The sequence below is a fragment of the Vibrio sp. L5-1 genome (assembly GCF_021728315.1).
Taxonomy (GTDB): Bacteria; Pseudomonadota; Gammaproteobacteria; order Enterobacterales; family Vibrionaceae; genus Vibrio; species Vibrio splendidus_K.
In genome coordinates, this window is the sequence record NZ_JAKKCQ010000001.1 from 1,039,919 (window position 1) to 1,066,215 (window position 26,297).

Here is a 26,297-nt window from a genome sequence, read left to right on the forward strand (position 1 = left end):
ATTTGTGAAGTTGCTCACGCCAACCAAAAAATGAATAGCTTATGATTCAGCCAGATTTTTGAACATACCATCCCTACATAGAAACAATTTCTTACATTGGTAAACCAATTGTTATGAGATACGCAATTTTGTTGAAAGGAAATAAACATGAATAAATTGGTCAGTTACATAAATAGAGGGTTGGCCGCCTTTACAGTGTCTCTATCGTCTTTCTTAGTGCTATGTGTGATATGGCAGGTTTTATCCCGCTATGTTATTGGCAAACCAAGTACTGTTACCGACGAGCTCGCGCGTTATCTCTTTATGTGGGTAGCCTTAATTGGTGCCGCCTATACAACGGGTCTGAAACGCCATCTTGCCATCGACCTGCTTACAATGAAGCTGACTGGCAAACGTAAATTAATCAACGAAATCGTTATCCAAATAGCCATCGCTTCTTTCTCTTATATCGTTCTGGTGCACGGTGGAAGCCAACTTGCTGCTAAAACGCTTGCGATGGGACAACTGACTCCCGCTCTAGGTTTAGAAATGGGCTACATCTACTTCTGCTTGCCTATCAGTGGCGCTTTAATGATTTTTTACTCCGTCGTGTTTACTTACGAACGCGTTAAACAATTAATGTCAGGTGACGATTTGATCACCGACTCACAACTTGATTGATAGAAGGATTTCACAATGGAATGGCAAGTAATACTGACCTTATTCGGTAGTTTCGCTGTACTGCTTACAATCGGTGTACCGGTCTCTTTTGCGATTGGTTTATCGTCACTAGCAACCATCTTAATGAGCTTACCGCTTGAGCCGGCTATCGCGGTGGTTGCTCAACGCATGGCCGCTGGCCTTGATAACTTTGCATTACTGGCAATCCCGTTCTTCATTTTGGCGGGCAACATCATGAACCAAGGCGGCATTGCGCTGCGTTTGATTAACTTCGCGAAAGTGTTGGGTGGTCGTCTGCCGGGTTCATTGGCACACGTAAACGTGATGGCAAACATGATGTTTGGCTCTATCTCAGGATCGGCGGTAGCATCGGCAGCTGCAGTTGGTGGCACCATGTCTCCTCTGCAAAAGAAAGACGGCTACGACGAAAACTTCTCTGCGGCGGTTAACATTACTTCGTGTCCTACTGGTCTATTGATTCCACCAAGTAACACGCTGATCGTTTTCTCTTTGGTTTCTGGTGGTACTTCAATCGCGGCATTGTTCTTAGCAGGTTACATCCCAGGTCTCATCATGGGGCTAAGTATCATGATTGTGGCGGGTATTATTGCAAAACGTCGTGGTTACCCTGTTGCAGCTCGTCCTTCACTATCAATGGTTTGGGATACCTTCCTAAAAGCAGCGCCTTCTCTGGCACTGATCGGCATCATCATGGGTGGCATCATTGGCGGTATCTTTACTGCAACTGAAGCTTCTGCGATTGCCGTGGTATACACGTTTGTTTTAGCCGTGCTTATCTACCGTGAAGTAAAATGGCGCGATATTCCAAATATCATCCTTGAGTCTGCAGTAACAACATCTATTGTTTTGTTATTAGTAGGTGCGTCAATGGGTATGTCTTGGGCAATGGCGAACGCCGATGTGCCTTACATGATTGCTGATGCATTACTGGCGGTTTCTGATAACCCGCTAATGATCCTATTGATTATCAACGTGATTCTGCTGATTGTGGGTATCTTCATGGATATGACACCAGCGGTACTGATCTTCACACCAATCTTCCTACCAATCGCGCTAGACCTAGGCATCGACCCTGTGCACTTCGGCATCATGATGACCTTCAACCTTGCTATCGGTATCTGTACGCCGCCAGTAGGTAGCGCTCTATTCATCGGTTGTTCGGTTGCCAACATTGCCATCGACAAAGTCATCAAACCTTTGCTGCCATTCTATGCTGCACTGATTGCAGCCCTAATGGCCGTTACTTTTATCCCTGAGCTGAGCTTGTTCCTACCTGAATTAGTACTGGGCTATGGTTCGTAATTTGGTCACAGATACATTCTAAGACTACTAAACACTCAAACGCTTTATCAAATAATAAAATCCCGCTGGTTCGCTGGCGGGAAAAGGAACTGAATAATGAAGACTGTTGCTAACTCTACGCTGCCAAACACTGTATTACGACCTGACTACGACCGTTCAGCACTCCAAAGCCGTATTGTGCACCTTGGTTTCGGTGCATTTCACCGAGCGCACCAAGCGCTATTCACCAATGAAATGCTAAGCAAAACCAACACTGATTGGGGTATTTGCGAAATTAACCTATTCGGCGGCGAAGATTTGATTGAATCACTTCGCGCGCAAGACCACCTTTACACCGTTGCTGAAAAAGGCGCTGAATCCACAGACGTTAAAGTAATCGGCTCAGTGACTGAATCACTGCATCCAAACCTAGACGGTATCGAAGCTGTTTTAGAAAAAATGGCTGAGCCTCAAGTGGCGATCGTGTCGATGACGATCACAGAGAAAGGCTACTGCGCTGACCCAGCGACAGGCAAACTCGATAAAAATAATGCCCTAGTCATCGCGGATCTAGCTAACCCTACTCAACCAAAATCAGCGCTTGGCTACATTGTGCAGGCGCTAAAGATACGCCGCGAACGTAAGCTGCCGCCATTCACGGTAATGTCTTGCGATAACGTACAAGAGAACGGACACGTCGCTAAATCCGCAGTTATTGAATTCGCTCAACTGCTCGATCCTGAACTGCGTGATTGGATTGAAACTAATGTCACTTTTCCATGCACGATGGTTGATCGCATAGTACCCGCAGCAACCGAAGAGACATTGACAGAAATTGCTGAGTTGATTGGTTGTGAAGACCCATGTGGTATCGCATGTGAACCATTCCGCCAATGGGTGATTGAAGATAACTTTGTGGCAGGCCGCCCAGACTGGAATGTTGCTGGCGCAGAGTTCGTAGAAGATGTGGTGCCTTACGAAGAAATGAAACTGCGTATGCTCAATGGCAGCCACTCTTTCTTAGCTTACCTTGGATATCTTGGCGGTTACGCGCACATTTCTGACACCATGACTGATCACGGATATTGCAAAGCCGCATTCGACATGATGATGAAAGCACAAGCCCCATCTCTAAACATGCCTGAAGGTACGGATTTAGAAAGTTACGCAACTTTACTTATCGACCGCTTTACCAACCCAAGCCTCAAACACAAAACGTGGCAAATAGCGATGGATGGCAGCCAAAAAATCCCTCAACGTATGGGAGGAAGCTTACGTTTCCATCTAGGGCAAGGCTCAGACTTCTCATGGATTGCAACGGCCATCGCTGGCTGGATGCGTTATGTATCGGGTGTTGATGAGCAAGGCAATGAAATCGATGTTCGCGATCCAATGGCAGACACACTTCGCCAGATCTGCGACGAGCATGGACTCAATGTTTCTGTCGTTCCTGCACTACTTGCTGTTGAAGCGGTGTTCCCCGCCGATCTAGGACAAAACCCCCAGGTCATTGATGCAGTAAGTTCAGCGTACCAATCATTAATTGAACACGGTGCCGTTGCTACCGTTGCTGCGTTATAAGGGGTATAAACAATGAAGAATTTCTTATGTGAAGACTTTTTACTGTCGAATGAGACAGCACGCCGTTTGTACCATGAACACGCAAGCCACCAGCCGATTTATGACTATCACTGCCACCTAAACCCAGCAGAAGTGGCTCAAAATCGTCAGTTCGAAAACATGTCTAAGATCTGGCTTGAAGGTGACCACTACAAATGGCGAGGCATGCGTTCAGCAGGGATCGACGAGCGCCTGATTACTGGAGGCGCGAGTGATTATCACAAGTTTATGGCATGGGCTAAAACTGTCCCTCAAACCTTAGGTAACCCTCTTTATCACTGGACTCACTTAGAACTTCGTCGCCCATTTGGTATTACTGGCACTCTATTTGGCCCAGAGACAGCCGACCAAATTTGGCACGAAAGCAACGAGCTATTAGCGACACCGGAATTTAGTGCTCGCGGCATCATGCAACAAATGAACGTTGTAATGGCTGGTACAACGGATGACCCAATTGACTCTCTTGAGTACCATAAAGCGATCGCTCAAGACAGCACCTTTGATGTGAAGGTTTTGCCAAGCTGGCGCCCAGATAAAGCATTCAAAATTGAACTCGATGGCTTTACTGATTATCTGCAAAAACTCAGCATGATATCTAACGTGGAGATCACTCGTTTCCACCATCTACTCAGTGCATTGGACAATCGCTTAGAACATTTCAACGCTCATGGTTGCCGTGCAGCAGACCACGGTATTGAAGTGGTTCGCTACGCACCTATTCCATCAGAATCGGATTTAGATGCATTGTTGAATCGACGCCTCAGCGGGGAAACGCTCACAGATTTAGAATGTGCACAGTTCTCAACAGCCGTTCAAGTGTGGTTAGGCAAGCGTTACGCGGCAATGGGTTGGGTAATGCAGCTTCACATTGGTGCTCAGCGTAATAACAACACACGTATGTTCCAACTGTTAGGCGCTGATGCAGGCTTTGACTCGATTAGCGACAAGACATTTGCCTTCGAACTGGCTCATCTATTAGACGAGATGGACCAAAGCAATGAACTACCTCGCACCATCCTTTACTGCTTAAACCCTCGCGATAACGAGATGATGGCAACCATGATTGGTAACTTCCAAGGTGGCGGTATCGCGGGCAAAGTTCAGTTTGGTTCTGGTTGGTGGTTCAACGATCAGAAAGACGGCATGCAACGCCAAATGGAGCAGTTATCCCAACTTGGTCTGCTTAGCCAGTTTGTCGGAATGCTGACTGACTCTCGCAGCTTCTTGTCTTACACACGTCATGAATACTTCCGCCGAATTCTGTGCGATATGCTTGGTCGCTGGACTGAAAACGGCGAGGTGCCAAACGACATGTCACTGCTCGGCCCTATGGTCGAAGACATCTGCTTTGGCAACGCAAAGCGCTACTTCGAAGAGAGGGCGTAACCCATGAAACATATCGCCATTATTGGTGAGTGCATGATCGAGCTTAACGGCAAACCGTTCGGCTCAATGCATCAAACGTTTGGCGGAGACACACTCAATACTGCGGTCTATCTAAGCCGCGGCTGCGAGGCCAACCTCAATAAAGATGACATCAAAGTGTCCTACGTCACGGCTTTGGGCGCAGACCCGATTAGCAAGGGAATGTTAGAACGCTGGCAACAAGAAGGGGTGTCGACTGACCTTGTTCTACAAGACAACCAACGTACTCCAGGCCTATACCTAATTCAGCTTGATGACGCAGGTGAACGTACCTTTTTGTACTGGCGTAATCAGTCAGCAGCACGTTACTTATTGCAGCACCCAGATTTCAATCAGATAAAGCAGGCACTGCGCAATGTCGATATGGTCTTTCTCAGCGGTATCACATTAGCGATTTTTCCCGAGCAAGTTCGTATCGAGCTATTGAACATCTTGGTTGAGTTGAAGACACAAGGTGTTGAGATCGCCTTCGACAGTAACTTCCGCCCGGCACTTTGGCCACAGGACGAAAACCAAGCCGTTAAGAACAGCTACCAAGCCATGTATACGCTTACAGATTTAGCTTTAGTAACGTTCGATGATGAACAGTTGATTTGGGGAGATACTTCACCTGAACAAACCATTGAGCGCCTGACAAAACTTGGGGTTAAGCGATGCATCGTCAAACTGGGTGCTGATGGCTGTCTCATTCAAGACACCACCACTCAAGGTGACATAAATCAAGATTTTGGTACCGGTTCGACTCCACGAGCAGTGCCTACTCAACCCATTGACAGCGTTGTTGACACAACCTCAGCGGGAGACTCATTCAATGGCGGATTCTTATCTGCTTATCTTGCTGGCGAAGACTTAATAACGTCGTGCCAGCGCGGCAATACCATGGCAGGCGTCGTCATCCAACATCGCGGTGCCATTATTGCAAAAGAACTGACTCAAACGGCCATCACAGCCATTTAAGGAATACCAATGTCTAACATTAAACAACAACTGAAAACACTGAAAGTTATCCCTGTGATCGCTATCGACAACGCTGAAGACATCATCCCTCTGGGTAAAGTGTTAGCTGAGAATGGTTTACCTGCAGCAGAAATTACGTTCCGTTCTGAGGCTGCTGTAGAAGCGATTCGTCTACTTCGTGAATCACAACCAGATATGTTGATCGGCGCGGGCACTGTGCTCAATCGTGAGCAAGCTATCGCGGCTAAAGAAGCAGGCGCAACGTTTGTAGTATCTCCAGGCTTTAATCCAAACACGGTAAGAGCCTGCCAAGAGATTGGTATTGATATCATTCCTGGGGTCAACAACCCGAGTACAGTAGAAGCCGCTCTAGAAATGGGCTTAACCACATTGAAGTTCTTCCCAGCTGAAGCATCAGGTGGCATCAACATGGTTAAGTCACTTCTTGCGCCTTACACGGATATTGAGATCATGCCGACAGGTGGCATTAATCCGAACAACATTAAAGACTACCTAGCGATACCTCGAGTACTCGCATGTGGTGGTACTTGGATGGTGGATAAGAAGCTTATTGAAGAAGGCAATTGGGAAGAGCTCGCTCATTTAACTCGTGAAGCGGTTAAATTAGTCAATTAAGCCTAATTCTAAAGGCGTCTTTAACTTTATACCTAGCCCTCCTTTCGGAGGGCTATTTTATAGTTAGAAGTCATTAAAAAATTAATATTTAACGACAACCTATATCATCTTAATAATAAAGGCTAAATATGGAAGACTGGATAACACAGGGAGTGGGAGGTCTCGCTTTCTGTATCGGTGTAATGGCATTTTGGCAAAAAGATGATATGCGCTTTCGCTATCAAATGATGATATTTTGCTTTGTAATGAGCATCCATTTCATATTAATGGGCGCTATGGTTGCCGCCATTGGCGTAATTATCAATGCTATTCGAAGCTACGTATCAATAAAAACTCAATCCCGCAAAGTTATGTGGTTCTTTATTGGCTTGATGTGGTGCATGACTTTACCCAACATGAATCATTTCTTTGAGTTCATCACTGTCGTGGGCTCTTCTGTCGCGACATGGGCACTCTTCTCTCAGCAAGGTATCACGCTGAGAACCTTAATATTATTCAATTCCTTCTGCTGGGCTAGCCACAATATTTGGATTGGTTCGATTGGAGGGTCTTTTGTCGAAATCACATTTATTATCACCAATATCATCACTATCTACCGTTTACATCAACGCAGTTTGTTAACTGTAAAATAGTCAATATTCTGAGAAACAATACCTACGATTTAAACCTAGAGTTAAATTATTCATCGTATTTTGAAGAACACAAGTAATGAACATTTTGAAAATACCACAAAGGCCAACGTTCACACGTTGGCCTTTTTATTATTTATCAGGACCAAGAGTTAATCAATCAACACCAATGAATCGAGAATACCTTTTCCGCTGTGGATCCCGCCTTCGTTTTCGCTGGCTGGTTTGCTGCGGATTAAGTAGCCCGCGTAGCCGTCTAATTCGGTAACGGGTTTGCCTTGGTAGTAAGCGGTGAATAGGCCGACTTCGCTGACTAAGTCTGTCACTAGCGTTTGCTGAGTGTCACGAACTGCAATGGTAGGTACGTCTCGTTCATGTGGGTACAAGCGTTGCATCAATGCCCATGCATCGTATTCTTCTGGCTTAAGTTGGCTAAGTTTTTCACTGATATCGTCACCGAATACACAGTGGCCACCGCCCTCGCCTTGGTTTTTCAGCACCCACTCTTGCTTGTCGGCTTGCGTGTTAAACCATTCAATCGATTCACTGGTGATTGGTTTCATGTCCGCCAATACACTCTTCACCAATTCAGCCTCTTCTAGGGTTAAACCCCAACGTGCGTATTCTGACGCAGACATCATGGTCAGCAACATTTGCATGGTTTTACTGGTGGCGAGTTGTTGGCTTATCGTCGCATTCATTGCCACATGGTGCTGCTCTATGAACAAGCGAGTTTGGCTAAGCGTATGACAGCAAATAGACTCGTTTAGCTCTGGAGCCCAATAGTCAGAATACTGATAGCCGGCGCGCAGATACACCACATCAATAGCGCCAATGCCTTCGAGCAATAAACGCTTGTTATCGCCTGAAGAAAGCTGAGAGCTGAGCTGCTCAAAGGTACGTCGAACCGTGCGAATACCCTGCTTCTGCAGTTCCACTTCTAGTAAGTGTTGGTCATACACATTGTCTTCATTCTTCTGCACCACCATCAAAAATGTTGGTTTTTCAGGAGCATTTTTGTCTGAACAATTGAAGTCCGCTCTCACCTTTCTCGCAGAAGTCGCAATACCGAAAGCCAGTTGCTCGAGACCTTGGTTTCCTGCCGGAGTCGCCGATTTATCTTCCAACCATTTTTGGTAAGTTTCAGGCCATTGATTTTGCATATAGGCATGAAACTCTGTCGCTTTTTGGCCAAACGGAGCCATGCCTGCCGCAATACCATTAAACTCAATCACTTTTGCGCCGTGTTGACGGTCATCCATGAAATCAGTGCGCATTAACAACAGTGGCTGACGAGCAGGATTCAAGCGTTCATCAGCACTGCCATGCGCTTGTAAGTGCAGCTCCATCAAACGACCAAAAAACGGGTCAGCCTTAGCCATATCGCTCAATGATGACTGCAAGAAATCATGATCCTCAGATACGTTACTCACCAACTTAGTCATCAGAGGCGTAACCTTACGTAAGTGCTCATATACCTTACGTTCCATTGTCATTGGCGCGATACTGAAAGGACAATGCCTCGCCGTATTATCGGCCTGACGGAAAGCGACACCATGCATAATTGCCCATTCGCAAGCGTCTTCAATCGTTTGTTGTGAAATCAATGATGCTTTTTCGATATTCATTATTTTTACTCTCAAGTATTAATGATTAGCCGTGTCATTCTTCTAATAACACGCCCATCAACTATGCTGTGGCAGCCGACAATCCTAGCTTGCTGCTTAGATGTTCTTGTTCTTCTTGCGCCTTTTGGGCTAGATATAAATCACGGTAGTCGCCATCTTGAGCAACCAATTCGTGATGCGTGCCGCTTTGAACAATTCGCCCTTTGTTCATCACCAAAATTTGGTCAGCGTGTTTGATCGTTGAAAGTCGGTGCGCCACCGTTATAACCGTTCTGCCTTCTTGGATTTTCTCTAATGCTATCTTCACTGCCTCTTCCGTATCACTATCAATGTTAGCGGTGGCCTCATCTAACAGGAAGATTTTAGGATCATGCGAGAGCGCTCTTGCTAACGCCAACAGCTGTTTCTCACCAACGGAAAACGAAGCTCCACCGTGACTAGGTTGATGGTCATAACCATTGGTTAAACGTTCAATAAATGAGTGCGCTTTGACTTGTTTCGCAGCATCGATAACCTTGGTTCTTACTGCTCGCTCACGTTCAGTTAGGTAGCTTCCAGACAGGTCTATGTTCTCAAGCACTGAACCACTGAATATGGTCGGGTCTTGAGACACTAAACCAAACAGTTGCCGCAGTTGCTCCTCTGGGAATGCCGATAAAGGTTGTCCACCCACCAAAATTGCACCCTTTTGATGATCGTAGAAACGCATCAGTAGGTTTATCACCGAACTTTTACCACTTCCGCTATGACCAACAATCGCTGTGAATTGGCCACCTTTAGCCGTAAAACTAACGTCGTTGAGTACTAGCGAACCTTCTTCATAGCTTAATTGAACATCTTTAAACTCAATGTCATACGGATCTGAAACCTCGACCAACCGGTAAGAATATCGATGATGTTCCGATTCGTCATCCAGCAGCTCGAATACACGCTTAGAAGAAACCGTCGCCACTTGTAACTTTCTTAGTTCCATGGATAACTGGCGGAATGGGTCGAAAAATCGTTCTATATAGTTAAGAAAAGCATACAAAGTACCGACTTCAACGACCGTGCTAAACGAAGCGCCAGCAAACCAAGCCACAATGCCCGCAGCCGTTAATGTAGAGACTAAACGAGTGAGCGGGATCAGCATGAAGCTGTCTATTGCGATCGATTTAGCTCTAAATTCAAACCAGCTTTGGTTTTCTTTTTCAAACTTTTCTTTAAATGACTTTTGCTGGCGGAAAGCTTGAATGAGCGCCATTCCCTGCAAAGATTCATTCAATCGACCGTTGATGTTACTCACTTGAATGCGAATACCATCAAATACTGGCATCGAAATTTTTCGATACAAATACATGGTCATCAGCAGAATTGGGATCAGCACTAAACTCAATAGCATCAAACGCCAATCAAGTAGTGCAATAGCAATGAAGATCACCGTAATACGTAGTGCACCTTGGATAATAGTCGGAAACGTAGAAACAAACATGTTGCGCATCGCTTCGGTATCATTGGTGATGTACGACACCAGTTTACCCGCCGCTAACTTATCAAAAGTATTGATTGGAAAGTTGAGCACATGGCTAAACAATTCTCGGCGAATATCATTAACCACCAGCAGTGCACTATGACGGAATGTGACAGCCTGCAGGTAAGTAAACAGGGCGGCAATGACGTAAAACATCATCACTCCCCCAATTAATATAGCAAGGTGTTGCAACTCAAATGTCTGAGGAACAATCACATCGTCCAAGATAATTTTAGCGAGCCATGGGATCGCCATCTCCGCACTCACGGCAACGGTCAACATCGCAAAGGCTAAGATAAAACGTGCTTTATGTGGCAATGAATAAGCCAACAACCGACGGTACATTGAATTGGCCTTCATATCTGTTTGGCTTTGAGACCGTTGAGTTTTTTGTGTTGGCTTAAACATAACTTGCTCCCGTTTCAACAGCCTTAGAATTAAACGTGTGAGCCGTTTCTGTAACATCGGTAGTGGTCTGAATATCGTCTTTACCGAGCTGGCTTTGACGTTGATAAACCATTGAATACCAACCTTGCTTAGCAACAAGTTCGTGGTGAGAGCCTTGCTCTTCAATTTGACCTTGGTTCAATACCAGAATATGGTCAGCTTCTATCAAGTTGGTTAAGCGTTGAGTGACCAACAACATCGTTTTGTGGCCGTAATACGCCTTTAAGTTTCGGCGAACCACCACTTCTGTTTTCATGTCCAACGCACTGAACGGGTCATCAAGCAATAAAATATCGGCACCTGAAAGCAATGCTCTCGCAAGGGTTAATCTTTGCTTTTGACCTCCAGACAAATTATTACCACCTTCTCGTAGTTCAGTATCAAACCCATCAGCCATAGCTTCAATCTCAGCTTGAATACCAGCCATTTTCGCCACATGCTTAATCTCTTCATCGGTAGCGTCCGGCTTTGCTAACGCAATGTTTTCAGCAATCGTCCCTGAGAATAAAAATGGTTTTTGAGGAACCCACGTCACTTTGCTTCGCAACGAATCAAACGTCAGGTCATCGATCGAATTACCGTCCAATGCCATCTTCGAATTTCCGTCCAACGGAAACTGCCTCATCAACAATTGCAACAGCGTACTCTTCCCACCACCAGTCGGGCCCGTAATGCCGACTAAACCGCCTTCACTCACGCTGAATTTGATCGCTTCTAACGTTCGTCTATTTGCACCTTGGTGAGTAAATGAATGAATGTTGACGTCAAGGCTTGATCTCACGTCGTCTGATAGGGTTATCGTCCCTTCCGTTACGTCTTCTGGCTCTGACAATAGGCTGTCGAGGCGTTCCCATGATTTACTGCCACGTTGGAATACATTGAACTGCCAACCAAACTGTAAGAATGGTCCTAGCAACTGACCAAGATACAAAGTGAACGTTGTGAACAAGCCCACCGTAATGCTGCCTTGCTCAATTAACCAAGCGCCATAACCTAATGAAATAACAAACGACAAGCCATAAACCAATTGGATCGTTGGAGCAAATGCCGAATCCACCTTTGCCACTTTAAGGTTCGCTTCCAACGTCTCATCTAACGTCTTACCAAAACGTTGCTCTTGTCGTTGACCAATACCATGTGAACGGACGGCACGGATACCAGCAACGGTTTCACGAGTCTCTTCGCTTAGTTCAGAGAAGCTCGCTTGCGCATGTCCAAAGGCGGTATGTAAACGAGCACCATAACGACGAGTAAAGTAAACCAACAGCGGGAATGGTAATAACGCCACAGCGGTTAAGTGACCACTGACGACAAAAATCATCCCGAAGATCACGGTAAAACCAGCGATAAGAGAGTCAACCAGCGTCATGATGCCCATGCCTGTCGCCTCTTCCACGGCATTAAGATCATTAGTCGCATGCGCCATCAAATCTCCCGTACTGCGACGAGAATAAAATGATGGCGATAAGCGTGAGAACTTATGGAAAAGCTCGCTACGCATGACTCGTGTAATACCAATCGCCGCGCCATAGAGTTTGCTCTGCCATACATAACGCAACCCGTACATGGCAAATGCCGAACCCGCTATACCACCCACATAAAACATGAGCAATGATAGAGTCAGTTCACCATCACTGATGCTATCAACGATGCGACCAATCAGCCATGAAGGTACTAGGTTGAACAATGCGACCACTTGTAAAACAACAAAGGCGATCAAATATTGGCGGCTGAACATTTTAATGTAGCCACGTAATTTCCAAAGAATATCCATAACTTGTTAAACCATCATTTCTTGTTGTTTGCAGTCGCGCTGTAGTTGATTTTGCTTTTTCAAAAAATCATCAAAGCTGATGTCTGGCTGCCTTTCCATTTGTTGCTGCTTGGAAAGCGATTCATCAACCAACGCTGTTAAGTTGTCCATTTTTTCCGTCTCAACTTGGTGTTGCAAATGCACTAACAAGTGCTCATCAGAAAGACGTTGCATTAAGCCTTGATGACTCAGTCCTTGGTCTTTCATTTGTGCCAACAGTTTTGCCGAAGGGGTTAAGTCACTGTTTTGCAGTTTCATACGTTCACTGAAGATACTGGTTTGGTATGAATCCGTAGAAAAAGCATCATCAAACAGCGCTGCTATTTCTTGGATAGCGTCCAACAGATCAAGCCCCAAAGTTTCTAATGACACTTCGCCTTCTAATGTAGGAAGTGTTAAGTCCGGTTTTCGGCCTTGTGTTGCCACGACTTCTTGACGTTGAACGACAATGGCGCGTTCCTCTTCGGTCAAGTTGGGGCTTGGCGCTAATGCACTGTAAACCAGAAAAAGATCCAAAAAGTGGCTTTGCTCTTGCGCAATACCAAGTGGTAAATATGGATTGTTATCCATGCTGCGCAGCTCAACATACTGCACACCGTAATGACACATCGCATACAACGGACGCAATGTATCGTTAACGATTTTTGGTCGCACCGAGCCATACAATTCGTTTTCCAGCTGTAACACAGAACCATTCATTTGCTGATCGATGTCTAGATGTAAGTAGCGCTCACTTGGACGAGTCAAAGCGTTATGCAAATCAGATAAATACTGCTGCCTGTTATTAAAACTGATTGGGTACGATGACTGCTCATCACTGCTGTAACCGAGATTACTCAGACGCAATGATGTCGCCCACGGTAAGTAACAGGTCTCGTCATCAAACACTTCAAGCGCATGTGCTTTGCCTTGCAAATAACTGTTATCTACCGCAGGGGAAGCACCAAATAAATAGGGTACTAACCAACCATGACGCAGCACGTTACGAATCATATGAAAGTAGCGTTCAGAAACGAATGCTTCCAGAGGTATTTGAGCGACACTGCTATCGATGCTCTTCTGGTGATAGTACAGCGCAATCCAAAATGCTTCCGGCAGAGAAAAGTTGTAATGAATTCCAGAGATAAGCTGCATGCGTTTGCCATAACGATTGGCTAACCCTTCTCGATAACGTTTTTTCAGTAGGCCAGCATTCGAAGTGCCATAGCTAGCGATTCTAATCGCGTCCTCACTTTCCGCCTCATCATTCGGCAGTTGTGGTGGCATGCTCGCGCCCCATAAGGTTTCACCCTCAGGTAGGCGAGTCGCAACAAAATGATGCAGTGAAGCAAGCGAATCGAATGTCGCAGTTCGGTCATCCATCGCAGGAGTCACTAACTCTAATTGAGCCTCGGCAAAATCAGTGGTGATATAAGGGTGTGTGAGCGCAGAACCAAGTTCGACTGGATGAGTTTTATCTGAGATACCACCGGTCGCTTGTGTGCGAATTAGCTCACGTTCAATACCGCGACGGATACCCGCCAAAGAAGCATGAACTTGTTCATTTTGTAGGAAGGAAGCGAGATTGGCTTCAATTTTTAATACTTGATTATTTTTCATTGTTTCGTCTTAAAAAAGCTATAGCAACGTAATTAAGACGAGGCTCATGATAAAAAGACGAAATAAAAACAAAAAAATATCCAACTAGTTTCTAATTCGATATTTTTCTTTTAATTTTCAATAAGTAACCAATACTAACTCTTAATTACTTTATCGTTTATTATTGAATCTGTTCGATGATCAAATCGCGAAGCCACTTATGGCTCGGCTCTGAATCGAAGTATTTGTGCCACAGCAAGAATAGACCTCCCGGCACCAAATCGACTGGAACAGGCTTCATCACCAGTTCACCGCTATCAATGTAATCACGTACCGAGTTGTATGGATAACACATCAGCAAATCACTCTGCTTACACAATTTAATGGCGCTGGTGATGTCTGACACGTTAGCGGCTTTATTGATTTCCAACTGCTTAGAGTTCAGCACTTCCATCAATAGCCAATCCCCCGCTCCGCCCGTCACCAACTGTATGTGTCGATACTTCAAGAAGGTGTCGAGGTTCCACTCTTCCTTTAACGCCGGATGGTCATTTCGCATCAAACACACAGAATAGTCCAAGCACAGTTCTACGTAATCCAGATCATCGGGAATACACTGCACATGGGTAGATGCTCGCTCATCTAGCTCAAAAATACCGATGCCAAAATCCACTTCACGTTTTAGCAAACGCTTGAAGCTGTCGCTGCTCCACGTTGAGCTGTTGATGGTAATGTGAGGCGCCTCCGCGAGAGCAGTCGGCATGAAGTGCGGATAAATCGCGGTGTAGGCGGTTTCGACAAGGTCTATAGTGAAGGTACGCTCACTGGCTTTAGGATCGAAAACTTCGGGAACGGTCAGCTTTTCAATTTGCAGTAGGATTTGGTGGACTTTAGGTGCCAAAGCGAGTGCTTTGGGCGTTGGGAACAACCCCTTTGATTCTCGCTCAAACAGCGGATCATCAAACAAAGCTCTGAGTTTAGTGAGCTGTTTACTTACCGCTGACTGGCTCAAAAAGAGTCGATCTGCCGTTTTGCTCACACTCCGTTCTTCAATAAGAACGTGTAAGCAAAGCAGCAAATTCATATCGCATTTAAGTAAGCTTTTCACATCTACCATGATATTCCCTAAATTCAGGTTAATGATGATTAATTGTCACTTTAAATCATATCATTGTCTTGGTAAATTTAGCGCATGTGAGTTAACACGCTCAAATAATAATAGAATTAAGGAATACTCATGGATTTTCTAGCACTACCAAAGATTGATTTACACTGCCACCTAGACGGAAGTGTTCGTCCAGATACGATTATTGACCTAGCAAAACAATACAATATCGAACTACCTGAAGATCGCGATGCGGTTGTTCAATCTCTAACGGTGCCAGAAGATTGTAAAAACTTAGATGAGTACCTGGCTTGTTTCAGCCTGCCATTACAAGTAATGCAGACTGAAGAAGCGATTGAACGTATCTCTTTCGAGCTTTACGAAGACGCTGCACTAGAAAACGTTAAGTACCTAGAAGTTCGCTTTGCACCAATCCTGCACGTAAACAAAGGTCTGTCTCTTGATGCAATAATCGCTAGTGCAGTTAAAGGCATGAAGCGTGCTGAAGAGAAATACGACATCAAAGGCAACTACATCATGTCTGTGCTTCGTATGTTCCCTAAAGACTCTATCAAAGACGTGATCGATGCAGGTCAACCTTACCTAGGTAAAGGTGTTGTAGCATTTGATATCGCTGGCGGTGAAAAGCCAGGCTTCTGCGCTGAATTCCCTGAGTACACACAGTACGCTCTTGAAAAAGGCTACCGCATTACCGTGCACGCTGGTGAGCAATGGCATGGTCAAAACGTTTACGATGCAGTTACTTTGCTAGACGCTGAGCGTATCGGCCACGGTGTTCACATCCAAGGCAACGAGGACGCATACAACATCGTTAAAGAGAAGCAAGTTGCGCTTGAAACTTGCCCAACAAGTAACGTGCAAACTAAATGTATTCACAAATTCAGCGACCACCCAATTGCTGAATTCAAGAAAGACGGCATCGTTGTTACGATCAACACAGACAACCGTACTGTGTCGAACACAACCATGACTAACGAAGTGAAGCGTGTGTGTGAAACATTCGGCCTAACTAAAGAAGACTACGCAGAGATCTACAAATACTCTGTAGACAGCGCTTTTGCTTCAGACGAAGTGAAACAGCACCTAATGGGTTTCGTTGAGCAAATCTAATTTGGCAAAGCGCGCCTTTTGCTGAATAGCTGGGCTCACTTAGCATTAGTGCTTAAAGCACAAAATAGGAAGAGAAAGGCTGAGGCTTTTCTCTTTTTTTATGTCCAAAAATCGCTAATCTTGCAGTATTCGTCATTTAGACCGAGACTCTCGGAAAGTGGGCAAGCATGAGTAATACAAGCGATAAAACTGAACTGGAAAAGATGCTATCTGGGCAAGTGTATGATGGTGCAGACCAAGAAATTGATACCATGCGTTCCAATGCAAAAAAGGCGCTAATGGCTTTCAACAACCACCAAACCCCAGATCAACAACACACATTGCAAGAGCCGCTATTCGGTAAGGTTGGCAGTAGCAGCTTAATCCAGCCCCCTTTTCATTGTGAGTTTGGTAAAACCATTGAGATTGGTGACGACACCTTCATCAACATGAACGTGGTGATGTTGGATGGTGCGAATATCAAGATCGGTAACAATGTTCTAATTGGACCAAGTGCCCAATTCTATACGCCATCACACTCCCTTGATTATCGTAGCCGCCGTAAATGGGAAACCTTCTGTTTACCAATAACAATCGAAGATGATGTGTGGATTGGCGGTAACTCAGTGATCAACCAAGGCGTGACGATTGGGGCTCGTTCAGTCATCGCAGCTAACTCTGTGGTCAACAGCGATGTACCACCAGACTGCTTATACGGTGGTACGCCAGCCAAGTTGATTCGACACTTGAATACTGAGCAACAGAGCGACTAATTCAGCAACAATCTAAGAAAGGCCATGTTTATCACTCAACATGGCCTTTCTTCCATTGATAAGGTGTAATCCCATTTACTCGCTTAAATGCTCTTATAAACTGCGATGAATCGGCATAACCTAAGTGAAGTGCGACATCAGAAATAGTATAGGTTTGCTGTGAAATAACCCGCTTAGCGAAATCAAACGCGAGCGTCTCTTTTATCGCTTTGAAGGTTGTATTTTCTTTATTCAACGCTCTTTGAATAGTACGCTTTCCAATCCCGATCAAATCGCAAAATGTATCTAAGTCGATATCGACTCGACCAATATATGGCGACAAAGCCTCAGTGACTTTGCGAGCATCGGCCATGGGTTTCACTTTGGTTTCCAGCAAATGTTCCACTTCTAACCGATCGTATTGAATACGCGTATTCTCTTGCCCAAGGTATTGAGGTGTCTCAGTTTGGATTTTTAACTCGCTTAATGCCTGCGACTTCGTTGTCACTAAATCATATCGAATTGGGTTACCGAGCTCAGCATATTGCGCCTTCAAATAAGCGTGAGTATAAGCGATAAGAAACAACTCAGATTCAACGTGACTAACTGACTGCATTGACGTCGTAAACGAGACAGAAAACTCTGCCCCACTTTGTTCCACAGATATCTTTTCAATGGGGAAAGAATCAAGGAAATCTTGCATCGAAAGAGCAGGAAATCGAAGTTCTTTAGCTGCTCGAGTTGCACTCTCTAACAGCACAGCAATGAAGTCATTCGGGCTTAGGTTAGCCCTGATATGGTGTAAGAAGAGGGAAAAAACGTTATACGGAACATAGCTAGCCGATGACGTATCCATACTGAATGGAAGTTTCACTTCTAACGCCAGATCTACAACCAATGAACGGCCGAGAGCAAGCGAGTTATCTTCTTGCAAACACTGTTGAAAGTGGTTCACCACACGCTTATCAATCAGAGGAATATCAAGCCCCATCACTCTATCCTTTTCCATATTAACTAGTGACGCAAAATGCACATTTTCATTTCAGAGCTTAGCTACAATTATCTCAAGTTAACAAGGTTCACTTACAGTTTTCACTAATAAAGTGAACCACATAGCCAACAAGAGCAGCTTTGATTGCAAAGTATGACAGGGTTATCAATTTTAAATAATCCCGAGATACCGTCAGGGTCTACTATTAAATATAGATATTGAATAAATGGACTTAAACCAATAATTGAGAGGTTTTCATGTTTAAAAAGATCACGTTAGTAGCAGCGAGTATAGCAATGAGTTTTGGTGTTGCTAACGCCAGTGTTGAAAGCAAAACTTGGCCAGCATCAGACAAAGCCAAAACATTCGTTCAAGACACGATCGTCATTGGTATGCTCGCGAGCCCATATGGAGCGGGCTGGAGTGACGACCAACAATTATTGGATTACTTCCAAGGTGCACGTGACGCGGGTATTACAGGGCATGAATACACCATTACTGCTGCCGACCACAACTTTGATGACTTCTTGTTCCACCATCACAAGCATCGTTCTGTGATGGCAAAACAACCTGATAAGTTCATCGTTGCCCACTCTAATCACGATATTGAAAAAGCCCATACAGAAAGAAAGACTGCCGTTCTATGGAATAGCCAAACTGCGACAATTTTGGAAGAAGATGTCACCAAGATGGCGATCCTTAAAGATATGGGTCTCAAAAGCATGATCTTGTCTTATAACGACATTTTCAGAACAGGTTCGGGCCAACTTGCTGCATATAATGGCAGAGACATCGGCTTAACATCTTGGGGAGAGTCTGTTATCGATTCGATGGTCGAGTATCAGGTGATTCTAGATCTCAGCCACACAGGCTCAAAAACGGCTAATGATGCCATGGGTTATATGGAAGAAAACTACCCTGATGTGCCATTTGTATACACCCACTCTGTGCCTGCCGGTTTATACAAAAACGAAGCGAATGCGACACCAAAAGGCTGTTACCGTGCCATTCCTGATGATGAAGCAATACGCGCAGCTAAATCAGGAGGCTACGTTGCTCCAACCTTCACGGAATGGATGATGGACGGCGTTTGGCCTGAAGATATCTCTCCAGTTCAAGCTGCCGATATGATCGACTACTACGTAAAATTGGTCGGCGTTGACCACGTAGGTATCGCCACCGATGACATGTTCTCAACTGACATGGTGGTTGATTTCGCAACCAAGAACGCGAAAATGTACGACGATGGCGGCTACATGATTGAGGCGTTCAACAAAGGCGCGACAGGTAATGGTGAATTGGCGAAGATCCTTGCGGCAATCACCGATGAACTGTGGAAACGCGGCTACAGCAATGATGATCTTGCGAAGATCTATGGCGGTAACAAGATGAGAGTTTACGCTCAAGTTTCTGAAGGTGCAGACCCCGACAAGTTCCAAAAAGAGTATACAAAACGCCTAAAAGAACTCACCAAGTTAAGAAATGAAAACTTAGCCATGTAGCTCGTAACTAACAAAGCTCAAGCATTCGAAGCTCGTCCTATTGGGCGTGCTTTTTTATTAACTGCTTGTCAGTGACCTCGCCTTAACGCTTATCTAATCAAGAAAGAGAATGAAGTCACACACCCAGAAGTAATACTCAAATTCGCCCTCCAAAACACCCTATATCCCATCATCTAATCGGCCTTCTATGTTAGAATTAACGGCTAGTTCGGATTGCGCTGAGTATCTGATTTAGTTAACTATAATTTAATCACCATGAGTGCTTTTTTAAGTTTTTAGAATGAAAAAATATGAATTAGTTGTCCAAGATATTGTTAGCAAGATCTGTCAAAACAGTATCAATCATAAGCTTCCTGCAGAAAGGGAACTCTCTGAAATATATGGCTTATCTCGATTTACTATTCGAAAAGCGCTAGCCAAACTAGAAGCGATTGGCATGGTGACATCTAAGGTGGGCTCAGGGTACTTTGTTAATACATCTTTGGTTGGAACCCCTCTAGTTTATAACTCGATTACTGAAAACAGCTTTGAAGAAATATCTTATAAAAAGATTAAATTAAATAAAGCGTTACCAAACAACCACGAACAACAAATATTTTCTCTACGTGACGATGAATATATTTGGAAGATCAAACGTCTTAGGTTAATTAATAATAAAGTCGTTCAAATTGAAGAAACAAAAATACCTGTCAGTATCTTTCATGAAATGAACACAGACATCATCGAGAGTTCGCTTCAAAAACACGCACTCGCTCAAAGCTTAGAGATCGACAGTTACTTAACGACTTATCAAGCCATCAACGTATCCAAAGATGATGCCGATTTACTGGGCTGTAAGAAGAATGTCGCGGCAATGAACATCACCAACCGTGGCTTCCTTACCTCTGGCGAATTGTTCATCGTCAGTGACATTATCGACATCAACTATCAATGCACTTATCACACGCCTTTTAACAACGAGAGCATGAATTTCAGAGATAAAAATAGCCGCTAGTGCGGCTAAATTTTAATTGAAACAACAAACTATGGCGTATGAATTGAGCCATCTGGTAGTCGACTTTGAGTCCACTCATGAGGGCGGTACATCACAGGAAACTCGGCTGCAACCTCTCGATCCATCTCTACACCAATACCTGCGATTTCAGAAGCGTATAAGTAGCCATTAATTGGCTCAGCAGCGTTCGGGAATACCTTATGTGTATTCTCGTTGTATTCAACATGCTCTTGAATTGCCGCATTGTGCAAATGTACATTCAAATGCGTGTTTACCGCAGCGCCAATTGGCGTCATATCCGGCGGGCAATGCCATGCAATACGAACACCGAAGTTCTGACATAGATGACCTAGTTTCAGAGCTGGAGTAATGCCGCCAATTTGTGAAACATGGCAACGAATAAAATCAATACGGCGGTTGGCAATCAAAGACTTCCACTCTTCAGGGTTGTTAAATAACTCCCCTAAGCCTAATGAAACTGAGCTTTGGCTACGAATATTATCCAACCATTCCGTTTGATTTGGCGGCAGAATATCTTCAATGAAGTAAGGCTTATATTGCTCGACTTCTTTAGCAAATTGTATTGCTTGATTTGGGAAAAGGCGCTCATGAACATCATGAAGAATATGGAATTTATTACCGTATTTCTCTCTAAGCGACTTAAACATCGTTAGTGTATTGTCCATGTACTGATCTTGGTCGTAGTACGAACCTTCAGTTGGAATTTTTGTGGTATGCAAATCGGTTGGAACACCGCCATAGAAACCAAGCTGACAACGAATATGCTTGTAACCTTTGTCTAGGAAAGATTCAACCAACTCATAAATACCTTCCATTGTGTCGCTAGTCGCGTGTGTGTATACAGGAATAGCATCACGAGACTTACCACCAAATAATTGATGTAACGGCATACCCGCTAGTTTGGCTTTAATATCCCACAGTGCCATATCAACACCGGAAATTGCATTATTGATAACAGGGCCATTTCGCCAATAAGCATTGACCATCATCATTTGCCATAAGTCTTCAATATTATTGGCATTTTTACCAACTAGAAGAGGTTTTAGATACTCATCGACCATTGTTTTTACAGCAAGCGGTCGTTGTTGGAAGGTCGCGCAACCAAAGCCTGTTACACCTTCATTGGTTTCAACAACAACCGTGATGAGGTTATGCCTATCTGGCTTGGTAATAATACAATGGATATCAGATATAATAGTTTCTTTCACAATTAAATAACCTAAACTAACTTCAACTCTTATTATCTAACCGTGTTAAAAAGCACATTTCAAGCGTTAAATTTCATGCAAAAATAATTGGTACGTTTAGTGTTTTTTTTTGACAAACAAAACATACCAATTGGCCCAAAACGGTCGAAAATAATTTATTCGAATTTTAAGTGTGATTGAAGTCTCTTTTTATCCCATTGGCTTTAAATAAGTTATCGATATGATTACTGAAGTTAAATATATCCCAGTAACAGGTGTAGTATGCAAATTGTTGAAAATAATGATGCTGTTATGAATAACTCTAAGTCATCGTCTAAAAAGAAAAATTTCAGAGAAAATATACAGTTATTAGTCACTGCACTTGGTGGTGAAGATAATATTGTGAGTCTCACGCACTGTATGACAAGACTAAGATTCAAATTGGCAGACGAGTCTCTGGTAGACGAAGAGGCTATCAAGCAGATCGCTGATGTGAAAGGTGTGGTACTTCAACAAGGCCAAACTCAAGTTATCATTGGAGTTGAGGTCGAGAAATGGTTCAACGCGCTATCAAACACTCAACAAGCTGACGCTAATCCGGCTGATGAGCTAGAGAAAGGCAAGCTGTTCCAGGGTGTGATGCGCATTGTCGCAGGCATCTTTGGTCCTGTCGTGCCTGCAATTGCTGGCGCTGGTATGTTGATGGGCCTGCTGTCTGGTCTTATTGCGACCAATGTTATCTCTGAAGCCTCAGACACAGTTTATTTCTTCCGCTCAATCTCTGTTGCTGTGTTCTTCTTCTTACCTATGCTGGTTTCTTTCTCTGCAGCTAAAGTATTCAAAGTAAACGAATACATTGCGCTTGCTGTTTCCTCCGCAATGTTAGCACCCAAGCTAGTAGATAAAGCGGCGATGCTAAAAGATGCTGGCGCGGCTCCGGAGCTGACGGTTCTTGGCGTGGTTCCGATTGAACTGCTCAACTACGGCGGCGCAATTGTTCCTGCGATTCTAGCAATCTGGTTATTGTCTAAAGTGACTCCGTTAGTTGACCGTCTAGTTCCTTCTTCTGCGAAGCCTGTATTTACACCACTGCTTGCCTTTACGGTAACTTCGACCATCACGCTATCATTTGTTGGCCCTGCAGGAATTTGGCTAAGTAATGGCGCAGGTTGGGTGATGAGCTCGCTACTGGAGATCTCTCCGACATTAACGGGCTTTGTGTTTGGTCTAACTCGCCCGATTACCATCGTATTTGGTATTCACCACAGCATGACGCCGATTAGCCTGAACAACTTTGCTCTGTATGGTAAGGATTTACTAATGCCGATCATGTGTTTAGGTAACATGGCAATTGCTGGCGCGACAATGGCTATCTGGCACAAGCAACGCAAAACAGTTTCTAAAGAGCAATCTTCAATAACGATGGGCTCAAGTGTTACCGCTATCTTAGGTATCACGGAGCCGGCTCTATTTGGTGTCCTAACGAAATACACCAAAGCGATGATGACCGCGAGTTTGGCTGCAGGTGTGTTCGGTGCAATCTCGGTAACAATCGATACGCACTTAACGAGCTACATTCTTTCTTCTGTATTCAGCTTGCCAGCTTACCTTGCAGGCGGTACGCAAAACTTCATTCAAGCACTAATGGGCGTGGTTGGTGTGTTCGCACTGTCTTATGTTCTAACGCTATTGTTCGTGAAACTAGACAACAAGTAAGACCTCCTCTCAAGCTATTGGGAAAAGAATCAACGTGGCTACTTTCCTTGTAGCCACGTTCCATCATTTATACCTAGCAATACCAATCTTTCTGTAAGGGCACACTATGAGCCACATTGCGATTATCGGCGAGTGCATGATAGAACTGAACGGCGCTCCATTCGGTACCATGCAACAGACCTATGGTGGGGATACGCTCAACGCCGCTGTTTATTTGAACCGAAGTGCCACCAGCCATTCCTGTTCGTCAGATACACCTATGATTCGTACCAGTTATGTCACAGCGCTAGGCTCAGACGCTATCAGTCAGCAGATGCTTAACCGATGGCAGGATGAAGGGCTATCAACTGATTTCGTACTGATTGACGAGCAGCGCTCGCCAGGCCTGTATCTGATTCAATTAGACGACGTTGGCGAACGCACATTCTTGTATTGGCGTAATGACTCTGCTGCTCGCTACATGGTGCAGCACCCTGATTTCGATAAGATAACTGCCCAACTTTGCGATGTTGATATGGTGTTTTTGAGCGGAATCTCTCTTGCCATCTTGCCACATAGCGATCAACTCAAATTACTCACTATCATCCAAGGCTTACGTGAACGTGGCGTTACCATCGCCTTTGATAGTAACTATCGACCAAAGTTATGGGACTCAGAAGACGCAACCAAAGAATGCTATCTATTGGGCTATAAAGCTACAGATGTCGCCTTGGTTACCTTCGACGATGAGCAACTTTTGTGGCAAGACGCACACCCACAAGACACCATAAAAAGATTGCATGCACTCGGCGTCAAAACCGTTGTTGTGAAGCTTGGTGCTGAAGGCTGCCTGATCAGCGAAAGCCCCGAAAATGAGCCAGTAAAAATCACAACGACACCTGTCGAGACTGTGGTTGATAGCACCTCTGCTGGCGACTCTTTTAACGGTGGTTTCTTATCTTGCTATCTCGCTGGAGGTTCTATTGAAAAAGCCTGCCACCAAGGTCATGCATTAGCTGGATTGGTGATTCAACATCATGGCGCAATCATCCCAAAATCCATCACAGACACTCTTTCAAACTGATATTAAGAAGTACAAATGCCTACAATTAACAAACAGCTAAAAGCAATTAAAGTTATCCCTGTTATCGCGATTGATAACGCAGAAGATATTATCCCTCTAGGCAAAGTATTGGCTGATAATGGCCTTCCAGCTGCTGAGATTACGTTCCGTTCAGACGCCGCTGTTGAAGCTATCCGACTGCTTCGCGAAGCTCAGCCTAACATGCTGATCGGCGCGGGCACCATCTTAAACCGTGAGCAAGCACTGGCCGCGAAAGAAGCAGGCGCAACCTTTGTGGTATCACCGGGATTCAATCCAAACACGGTTAAAGCATGCCAAGAGATCGGCATTGATATTATCCCAGGCGTGAACAACCCAAGCACTGTTGAAGCGGCATTAGAGATGGGCTTAACAACCTTGAAGTTCTTCCCAGCAGAAGCTTCTGGCGGTATCAGTATGGTGAAATCGTTAGTCGGACCTTATGGCGATATTCGACTGATGCCTACAGGCGGCATTACGTCATCAAACATCGACAATTACTTAGCAGTGCCTCAGGTATTGGCATGTGGTGGCACCTGGATGGTGGATAAGAAGCTCGTCGAAAACAAAGAGTGGGACGAGATTGCCCGTCTAACAAGAGAGATTGTTGAGCAGGTGAATCGCTAAGTAGTTAAGTAGTTAAGTAGTTAAGTAGTTAAGTAGTTAGTCTAAACTGTTCGCAGATTTGGAAATGTGTTACATACAAAAAGAGCGAGAGGCTTGCCTCTCGCTCTTTTTTCTAAACACAGAAATTATCCACTAGCACCTTGATTGAGCAACCAATAGCTCACCGGATTATCCGGACACTGATATGGCCCACACTCCACAAACGTAGCAATAGCATTCAAGGCCACCACCGCGATTGCTAATAAACACACAATACGTCCAAAGTTGCTCATTTTGTAGGGTTCGTGAGACTCGGCCTTATTGGTTAGTATCAAGATCACGGCAACACCCAATATGGTTGCAGCGAACAACACAAAGGCCCAAGTGTAATAATGCATCCCCAAAATAGGGCTACCGTAACCAGGAGTGCCCGGAATCACGTGTAGGGAAACTTGTCTTAACGATGTGGCGACACCATACAAAGCGCCAATTAGCACAACCCCATAGTGACGCGGTTGAGGCCCGTAAACCACATTCAACATGAAGCCAAAAGCGACCATCACAAAGCCAATCCGTTGCAATAGACACAATGGACAAGGAAGCTCATTGAGAACAAACTGAAGAATGAAGCCGATCAACAAAACGGCTGTCATCCCCAGCAAGCCAAGCGTATTCAGAAAAGTTAACTGATTTCGATTCATGCTAGCTCCTTACAATAAGATAGATAGTGGATCAGTCGCATGGTGGTTAAACCAGTACAAACCCAAGATCACTGAGCCAGCGAAAAAGCCATACGCGGCGGTCTTCTTGCCGAAAAACCCGCACACCATCGCCACAAGTAATAACAAAAACAGTAAAGACATCATAACGGGAATCCCCTCCTTATTTATCGAGTTCAGTCATATTGAACATCACAAAACACCCGCACCTACGTCCTTAGTCATTCAACTTAGGTGAACCAATGGATTACGGATTAAAAATCATCAACTTAATAGTTGTTAGTAACCTCCAAACTGTCAAGTTAGAA

23 protein-coding genes are annotated in these 26,297 nt (G+C 44.5%); 14 read left to right on the forward strand and 9 right to left on the reverse strand.

The features are described 5' to 3' along the window. Nucleotides 1-147 precede the first annotated feature (147 nt). From L3V35_RS04265 to L3V35_RS04295, 7 genes are all read left to right on the forward strand, one after another. Nucleotides 148-660 (forward strand): TRAP transporter small permease, encoded by a 513-nt coding sequence (locus L3V35_RS04265; RefSeq protein WP_048609952.1) that lies wholly within the window; start codon nucleotides 148-150, stop codon nucleotides 658-660. A 15-nt stretch (nucleotides 661-675) separates the two neighbouring features. Further along, on the forward strand, nucleotides 676-1,983 hold the full coding sequence (locus L3V35_RS04270) for a TRAP transporter large permease subunit (RefSeq protein ID WP_237298559.1): 1,308 nt from the start codon (nucleotides 676-678) through the stop codon (nucleotides 1,981-1,983). A gap of 96 nt (nucleotides 1,984-2,079) precedes the next feature. After that, on the forward strand, nucleotides 2,080-3,543 hold the full coding sequence (locus L3V35_RS04275; RefSeq protein ID WP_237298561.1) for a fructuronate reductase: 1,464 nt from the start codon (nucleotides 2,080-2,082) through the stop codon (nucleotides 3,541-3,543). Between the two features lie 12 nt (nucleotides 3,544-3,555). After that, nucleotides 3,556-4,968, forward strand: coding sequence for a glucuronate isomerase (gene uxaC / locus L3V35_RS04280; protein ID WP_237298563.1), 1,413 nt, complete (start codon nucleotides 3,556-3,558; stop codon nucleotides 4,966-4,968). 3 nt (nucleotides 4,969-4,971) lie between these two features. Continuing rightward, nucleotides 4,972-5,964 carry a sugar kinase gene (locus L3V35_RS04285; RefSeq protein WP_237298565.1) on the forward strand — a complete coding sequence of 331 codons (993 nt, stop codon included), beginning with the start codon at nucleotides 4,972-4,974 and terminating at the stop codon, nucleotides 5,962-5,964. Between the two features lie 9 nt (nucleotides 5,965-5,973). Next, nucleotides 5,974-6,600, forward strand: coding sequence for a bifunctional 4-hydroxy-2-oxoglutarate aldolase/2-dehydro-3-deoxy-phosphogluconate aldolase (locus L3V35_RS04290; RefSeq protein WP_017068137.1), 627 nt, complete (start codon nucleotides 5,974-5,976; stop codon nucleotides 6,598-6,600). A gap of 128 nt (nucleotides 6,601-6,728) precedes the next feature. Beyond that, complete coding sequence (locus L3V35_RS04295) at nucleotides 6,729-7,232, forward strand: YgjV family protein (RefSeq protein WP_237298567.1); 504 nt, start codon at nucleotides 6,729-6,731, stop codon at nucleotides 7,230-7,232. 149 nt (nucleotides 7,233-7,381) lie between these two features. Here the strand turns inward: L3V35_RS04295 and L3V35_RS04300 are convergent, their stop codons facing one another. The 5 genes from L3V35_RS04300 to L3V35_RS04320 all read right to left on the reverse strand — a co-directional run bounded on the left by L3V35_RS04300 (nucleotide 7,382) and on the right by L3V35_RS04320 (nucleotide 15,322). Next, nucleotides 7,382-8,857 carry a glutathione synthase gene (locus L3V35_RS04300; RefSeq protein ID WP_237289792.1) on the reverse strand — a complete coding sequence of 492 codons (1,476 nt, stop codon included), beginning with the start codon at nucleotides 8,855-8,857 and terminating at the stop codon, nucleotides 7,382-7,384. 61 nt (nucleotides 8,858-8,918) lie between these two features. Continuing rightward, the gene (locus tag L3V35_RS04305; protein ID WP_237298570.1) at nucleotides 8,919-10,775 is read right to left on the reverse strand and encodes an ABC transporter ATP-binding protein; all 1,857 of its coding nucleotides are present in this window, start codon (nucleotides 10,773-10,775) and stop codon (nucleotides 8,919-8,921) included. Then, nucleotides 10,768-12,588: an ABC transporter transmembrane domain-containing protein gene (locus L3V35_RS04310; protein ID WP_237298572.1), complete on the reverse strand. Its 1,821-nt coding sequence runs from the start codon at nucleotides 12,586-12,588 to the stop codon at nucleotides 10,768-10,770. The genes L3V35_RS04305 and L3V35_RS04310 overlap by 8 nt, the downstream gene beginning before the upstream one ends. 6 nt (nucleotides 12,589-12,594) lie before the next feature. Further along, complete coding sequence (gshA, locus tag L3V35_RS04315) at nucleotides 12,595-14,226, reverse strand: glutamate--cysteine ligase (protein ID WP_237298574.1); 1,632 nt, start codon at nucleotides 14,224-14,226, stop codon at nucleotides 12,595-12,597. Between the two features lie 160 nt (nucleotides 14,227-14,386). Beyond that, nucleotides 14,387-15,322, reverse strand: coding sequence for a LysR substrate-binding domain-containing protein (locus L3V35_RS04320; protein ID WP_017075712.1), 936 nt, complete (start codon nucleotides 15,320-15,322; stop codon nucleotides 14,387-14,389). A 120-nt stretch (nucleotides 15,323-15,442) separates the two neighbouring features. Between L3V35_RS04320 and add the strand changes: the two genes are divergently transcribed. Beyond that, nucleotides 15,443-16,441 (forward strand): adenosine deaminase, encoded by a 999-nt coding sequence (gene add, locus L3V35_RS04325; protein ID WP_054545970.1) that lies wholly within the window; start codon nucleotides 15,443-15,445, stop codon nucleotides 16,439-16,441. 167 nt (nucleotides 16,442-16,608) lie between these two features. Beyond that, a complete protein-coding gene (locus tag L3V35_RS04330) occupies nucleotides 16,609-17,193 on the forward strand; it encodes a sugar O-acetyltransferase (protein ID WP_237298576.1) in 585 nt (194 codons plus the stop codon). A gap of 31 nt (nucleotides 17,194-17,224) precedes the next feature. Here the strand turns inward: L3V35_RS04330 and L3V35_RS04335 are convergent, their stop codons facing one another. Further along, nucleotides 17,225-18,181, reverse strand: a complete 957-nt coding sequence (locus tag L3V35_RS04335; RefSeq protein ID WP_237298578.1) for an AraC family transcriptional regulator — start codon at nucleotides 18,179-18,181, stop codon at nucleotides 17,225-17,227. A gap of 239 nt (nucleotides 18,182-18,420) precedes the next feature. Between L3V35_RS04335 and L3V35_RS04340 the strand changes: the two genes are divergently transcribed. Both L3V35_RS04340 and L3V35_RS04345 read left to right on the forward strand, forming a co-directional pair. Next, nucleotides 18,421-19,665 (forward strand): membrane dipeptidase, encoded by a 1,245-nt coding sequence (locus L3V35_RS04340; RefSeq protein ID WP_054545973.1) that lies wholly within the window; start codon nucleotides 18,421-18,423, stop codon nucleotides 19,663-19,665. 280 nt (nucleotides 19,666-19,945) lie between these two features. Next, nucleotides 19,946-20,659, forward strand: coding sequence for a GntR family transcriptional regulator (locus L3V35_RS04345; protein WP_237298580.1), 714 nt, complete (start codon nucleotides 19,946-19,948; stop codon nucleotides 20,657-20,659). A gap of 29 nt (nucleotides 20,660-20,688) precedes the next feature. On the opposite strand, the gene L3V35_RS04350 is transcribed toward L3V35_RS04345, so the two are convergent. Continuing rightward, the gene (locus tag L3V35_RS04350) at nucleotides 20,689-21,888 is read right to left on the reverse strand and encodes an enolase C-terminal domain-like protein (RefSeq protein WP_237298582.1); all 1,200 of its coding nucleotides are present in this window, start codon (nucleotides 21,886-21,888) and stop codon (nucleotides 20,689-20,691) included. Nucleotides 21,889-22,149: 261 nt separating this feature from the next. Between L3V35_RS04350 and L3V35_RS04355 the strand changes: the two genes are divergently transcribed. From L3V35_RS04355 to L3V35_RS04365, 3 genes are all read left to right on the forward strand, one after another. Then, a complete protein-coding gene (locus L3V35_RS04355) occupies nucleotides 22,150-23,583 on the forward strand; it encodes a PTS transporter subunit EIIC (RefSeq protein WP_237298584.1) in 1,434 nt (477 codons plus the stop codon). Nucleotides 23,584-23,689: 106 nt separating this feature from the next. Then, complete coding sequence (locus L3V35_RS04360) at nucleotides 23,690-24,646, forward strand: sugar kinase (protein WP_237298586.1); 957 nt, start codon at nucleotides 23,690-23,692, stop codon at nucleotides 24,644-24,646. Nucleotides 24,647-24,661: 15 nt separating this feature from the next. Then, the gene (locus tag L3V35_RS04365; RefSeq protein WP_237298587.1) at nucleotides 24,662-25,291 is read left to right on the forward strand and encodes a bifunctional 4-hydroxy-2-oxoglutarate aldolase/2-dehydro-3-deoxy-phosphogluconate aldolase; all 630 of its coding nucleotides are present in this window, start codon (nucleotides 24,662-24,664) and stop codon (nucleotides 25,289-25,291) included. Between the two features lie 125 nt (nucleotides 25,292-25,416). Here L3V35_RS04365 and L3V35_RS04370 read toward each other — a convergent pair whose 3' ends face one another. Both L3V35_RS04370 and L3V35_RS04375 read right to left on the reverse strand, forming a co-directional pair. Beyond that, nucleotides 25,417-25,971 carry a disulfide bond formation protein B gene (locus L3V35_RS04370; protein WP_237298589.1) on the reverse strand — a complete coding sequence of 185 codons (555 nt, stop codon included), beginning with the start codon at nucleotides 25,969-25,971 and terminating at the stop codon, nucleotides 25,417-25,419. A gap of 9 nt (nucleotides 25,972-25,980) precedes the next feature. Then, nucleotides 25,981-26,136, reverse strand: a complete 156-nt coding sequence (locus L3V35_RS04375; protein WP_017075701.1) for a DUF5993 family protein — start codon at nucleotides 26,134-26,136, stop codon at nucleotides 25,981-25,983. Nucleotides 26,137-26,297 lie beyond the last annotated feature (161 nt).

Bases quoted from the DNA above. Each gene is read 5' to 3' on its own strand.
- L3V35_RS04265 (WP_048609952.1), top strand. From the start codon at position 148: ATGAATAAATTGGTCAGTTACATAAATAGAGGGTTGGCCGCCTTTACA.
- L3V35_RS04270 (WP_237298559.1), top strand. From the start codon at position 676: ATGGAATGGCAAGTAATACTGACCTTATTCGGTAGTTTCGCTGTACTG.
- L3V35_RS04275 (WP_237298561.1), top strand. From the start codon at position 2,080: ATGAAGACTGTTGCTAACTCTACGCTGCCAAACACTGTATTACGACCT.
- uxaC (WP_237298563.1), top strand. From the start codon at position 3,556: ATGAAGAATTTCTTATGTGAAGACTTTTTACTGTCGAATGAGACAGCA.
- L3V35_RS04285 (WP_237298565.1), top strand. From the start codon at position 4,972: ATGAAACATATCGCCATTATTGGTGAGTGCATGATCGAGCTTAACGGC.
- L3V35_RS04290 (WP_017068137.1), top strand. From the start codon at position 5,974: ATGTCTAACATTAAACAACAACTGAAAACACTGAAAGTTATCCCTGTG.
- L3V35_RS04295 (WP_237298567.1), top strand. From the start codon at position 6,729: ATGGAAGACTGGATAACACAGGGAGTGGGAGGTCTCGCTTTCTGTATC.
- L3V35_RS04300 (WP_237289792.1), bottom strand. From the start codon at position 8,857: ATGAATATCGAAAAAGCATCATTGATTTCACAACAAACGATTGAAGAC.
- L3V35_RS04305 (WP_237298570.1), bottom strand. From the start codon at position 10,775: ATGTTTAAGCCAACACAAAAAACTCAACGGTCTCAAAGCCAAACAGAT.
- L3V35_RS04310 (WP_237298572.1), bottom strand. From the start codon at position 12,588: ATGGATATTCTTTGGAAATTACGTGGCTACATTAAAATGTTCAGCCGC.
- gshA (WP_237298574.1), bottom strand. From the start codon at position 14,226: ATGAAAAATAATCAAGTATTAAAAATTGAAGCCAATCTCGCTTCCTTC.
- L3V35_RS04320 (WP_017075712.1), bottom strand. From the start codon at position 15,322: ATGGTAGATGTGAAAAGCTTACTTAAATGCGATATGAATTTGCTGCTT.
- add (WP_054545970.1), top strand. From the start codon at position 15,443: ATGGATTTTCTAGCACTACCAAAGATTGATTTACACTGCCACCTAGAC.
- L3V35_RS04330 (WP_237298576.1), top strand. From the start codon at position 16,609: ATGAGTAATACAAGCGATAAAACTGAACTGGAAAAGATGCTATCTGGG.
- L3V35_RS04335 (WP_237298578.1), bottom strand. From the start codon at position 18,181: ATGGAAAAGGATAGAGTGATGGGGCTTGATATTCCTCTGATTGATAAG.
- L3V35_RS04340 (WP_054545973.1), top strand. From the start codon at position 18,421: ATGTTTAAAAAGATCACGTTAGTAGCAGCGAGTATAGCAATGAGTTTT.
- L3V35_RS04345 (WP_237298580.1), top strand. From the start codon at position 19,946: ATGAAAAAATATGAATTAGTTGTCCAAGATATTGTTAGCAAGATCTGT.
- L3V35_RS04355 (WP_237298584.1), top strand. From the start codon at position 22,150: ATGCAAATTGTTGAAAATAATGATGCTGTTATGAATAACTCTAAGTCA.
- L3V35_RS04360 (WP_237298586.1), top strand. From the start codon at position 23,690: ATGAGCCACATTGCGATTATCGGCGAGTGCATGATAGAACTGAACGGC.
- L3V35_RS04365 (WP_237298587.1), top strand. From the start codon at position 24,662: ATGCCTACAATTAACAAACAGCTAAAAGCAATTAAAGTTATCCCTGTT.
- L3V35_RS04370 (WP_237298589.1), bottom strand. From the start codon at position 25,971: ATGAATCGAAATCAGTTAACTTTTCTGAATACGCTTGGCTTGCTGGGG.
- L3V35_RS04375 (WP_017075701.1), bottom strand. From the start codon at position 26,136: ATGATGTCTTTACTGTTTTTGTTATTACTTGTGGCGATGGTGTGCGGG.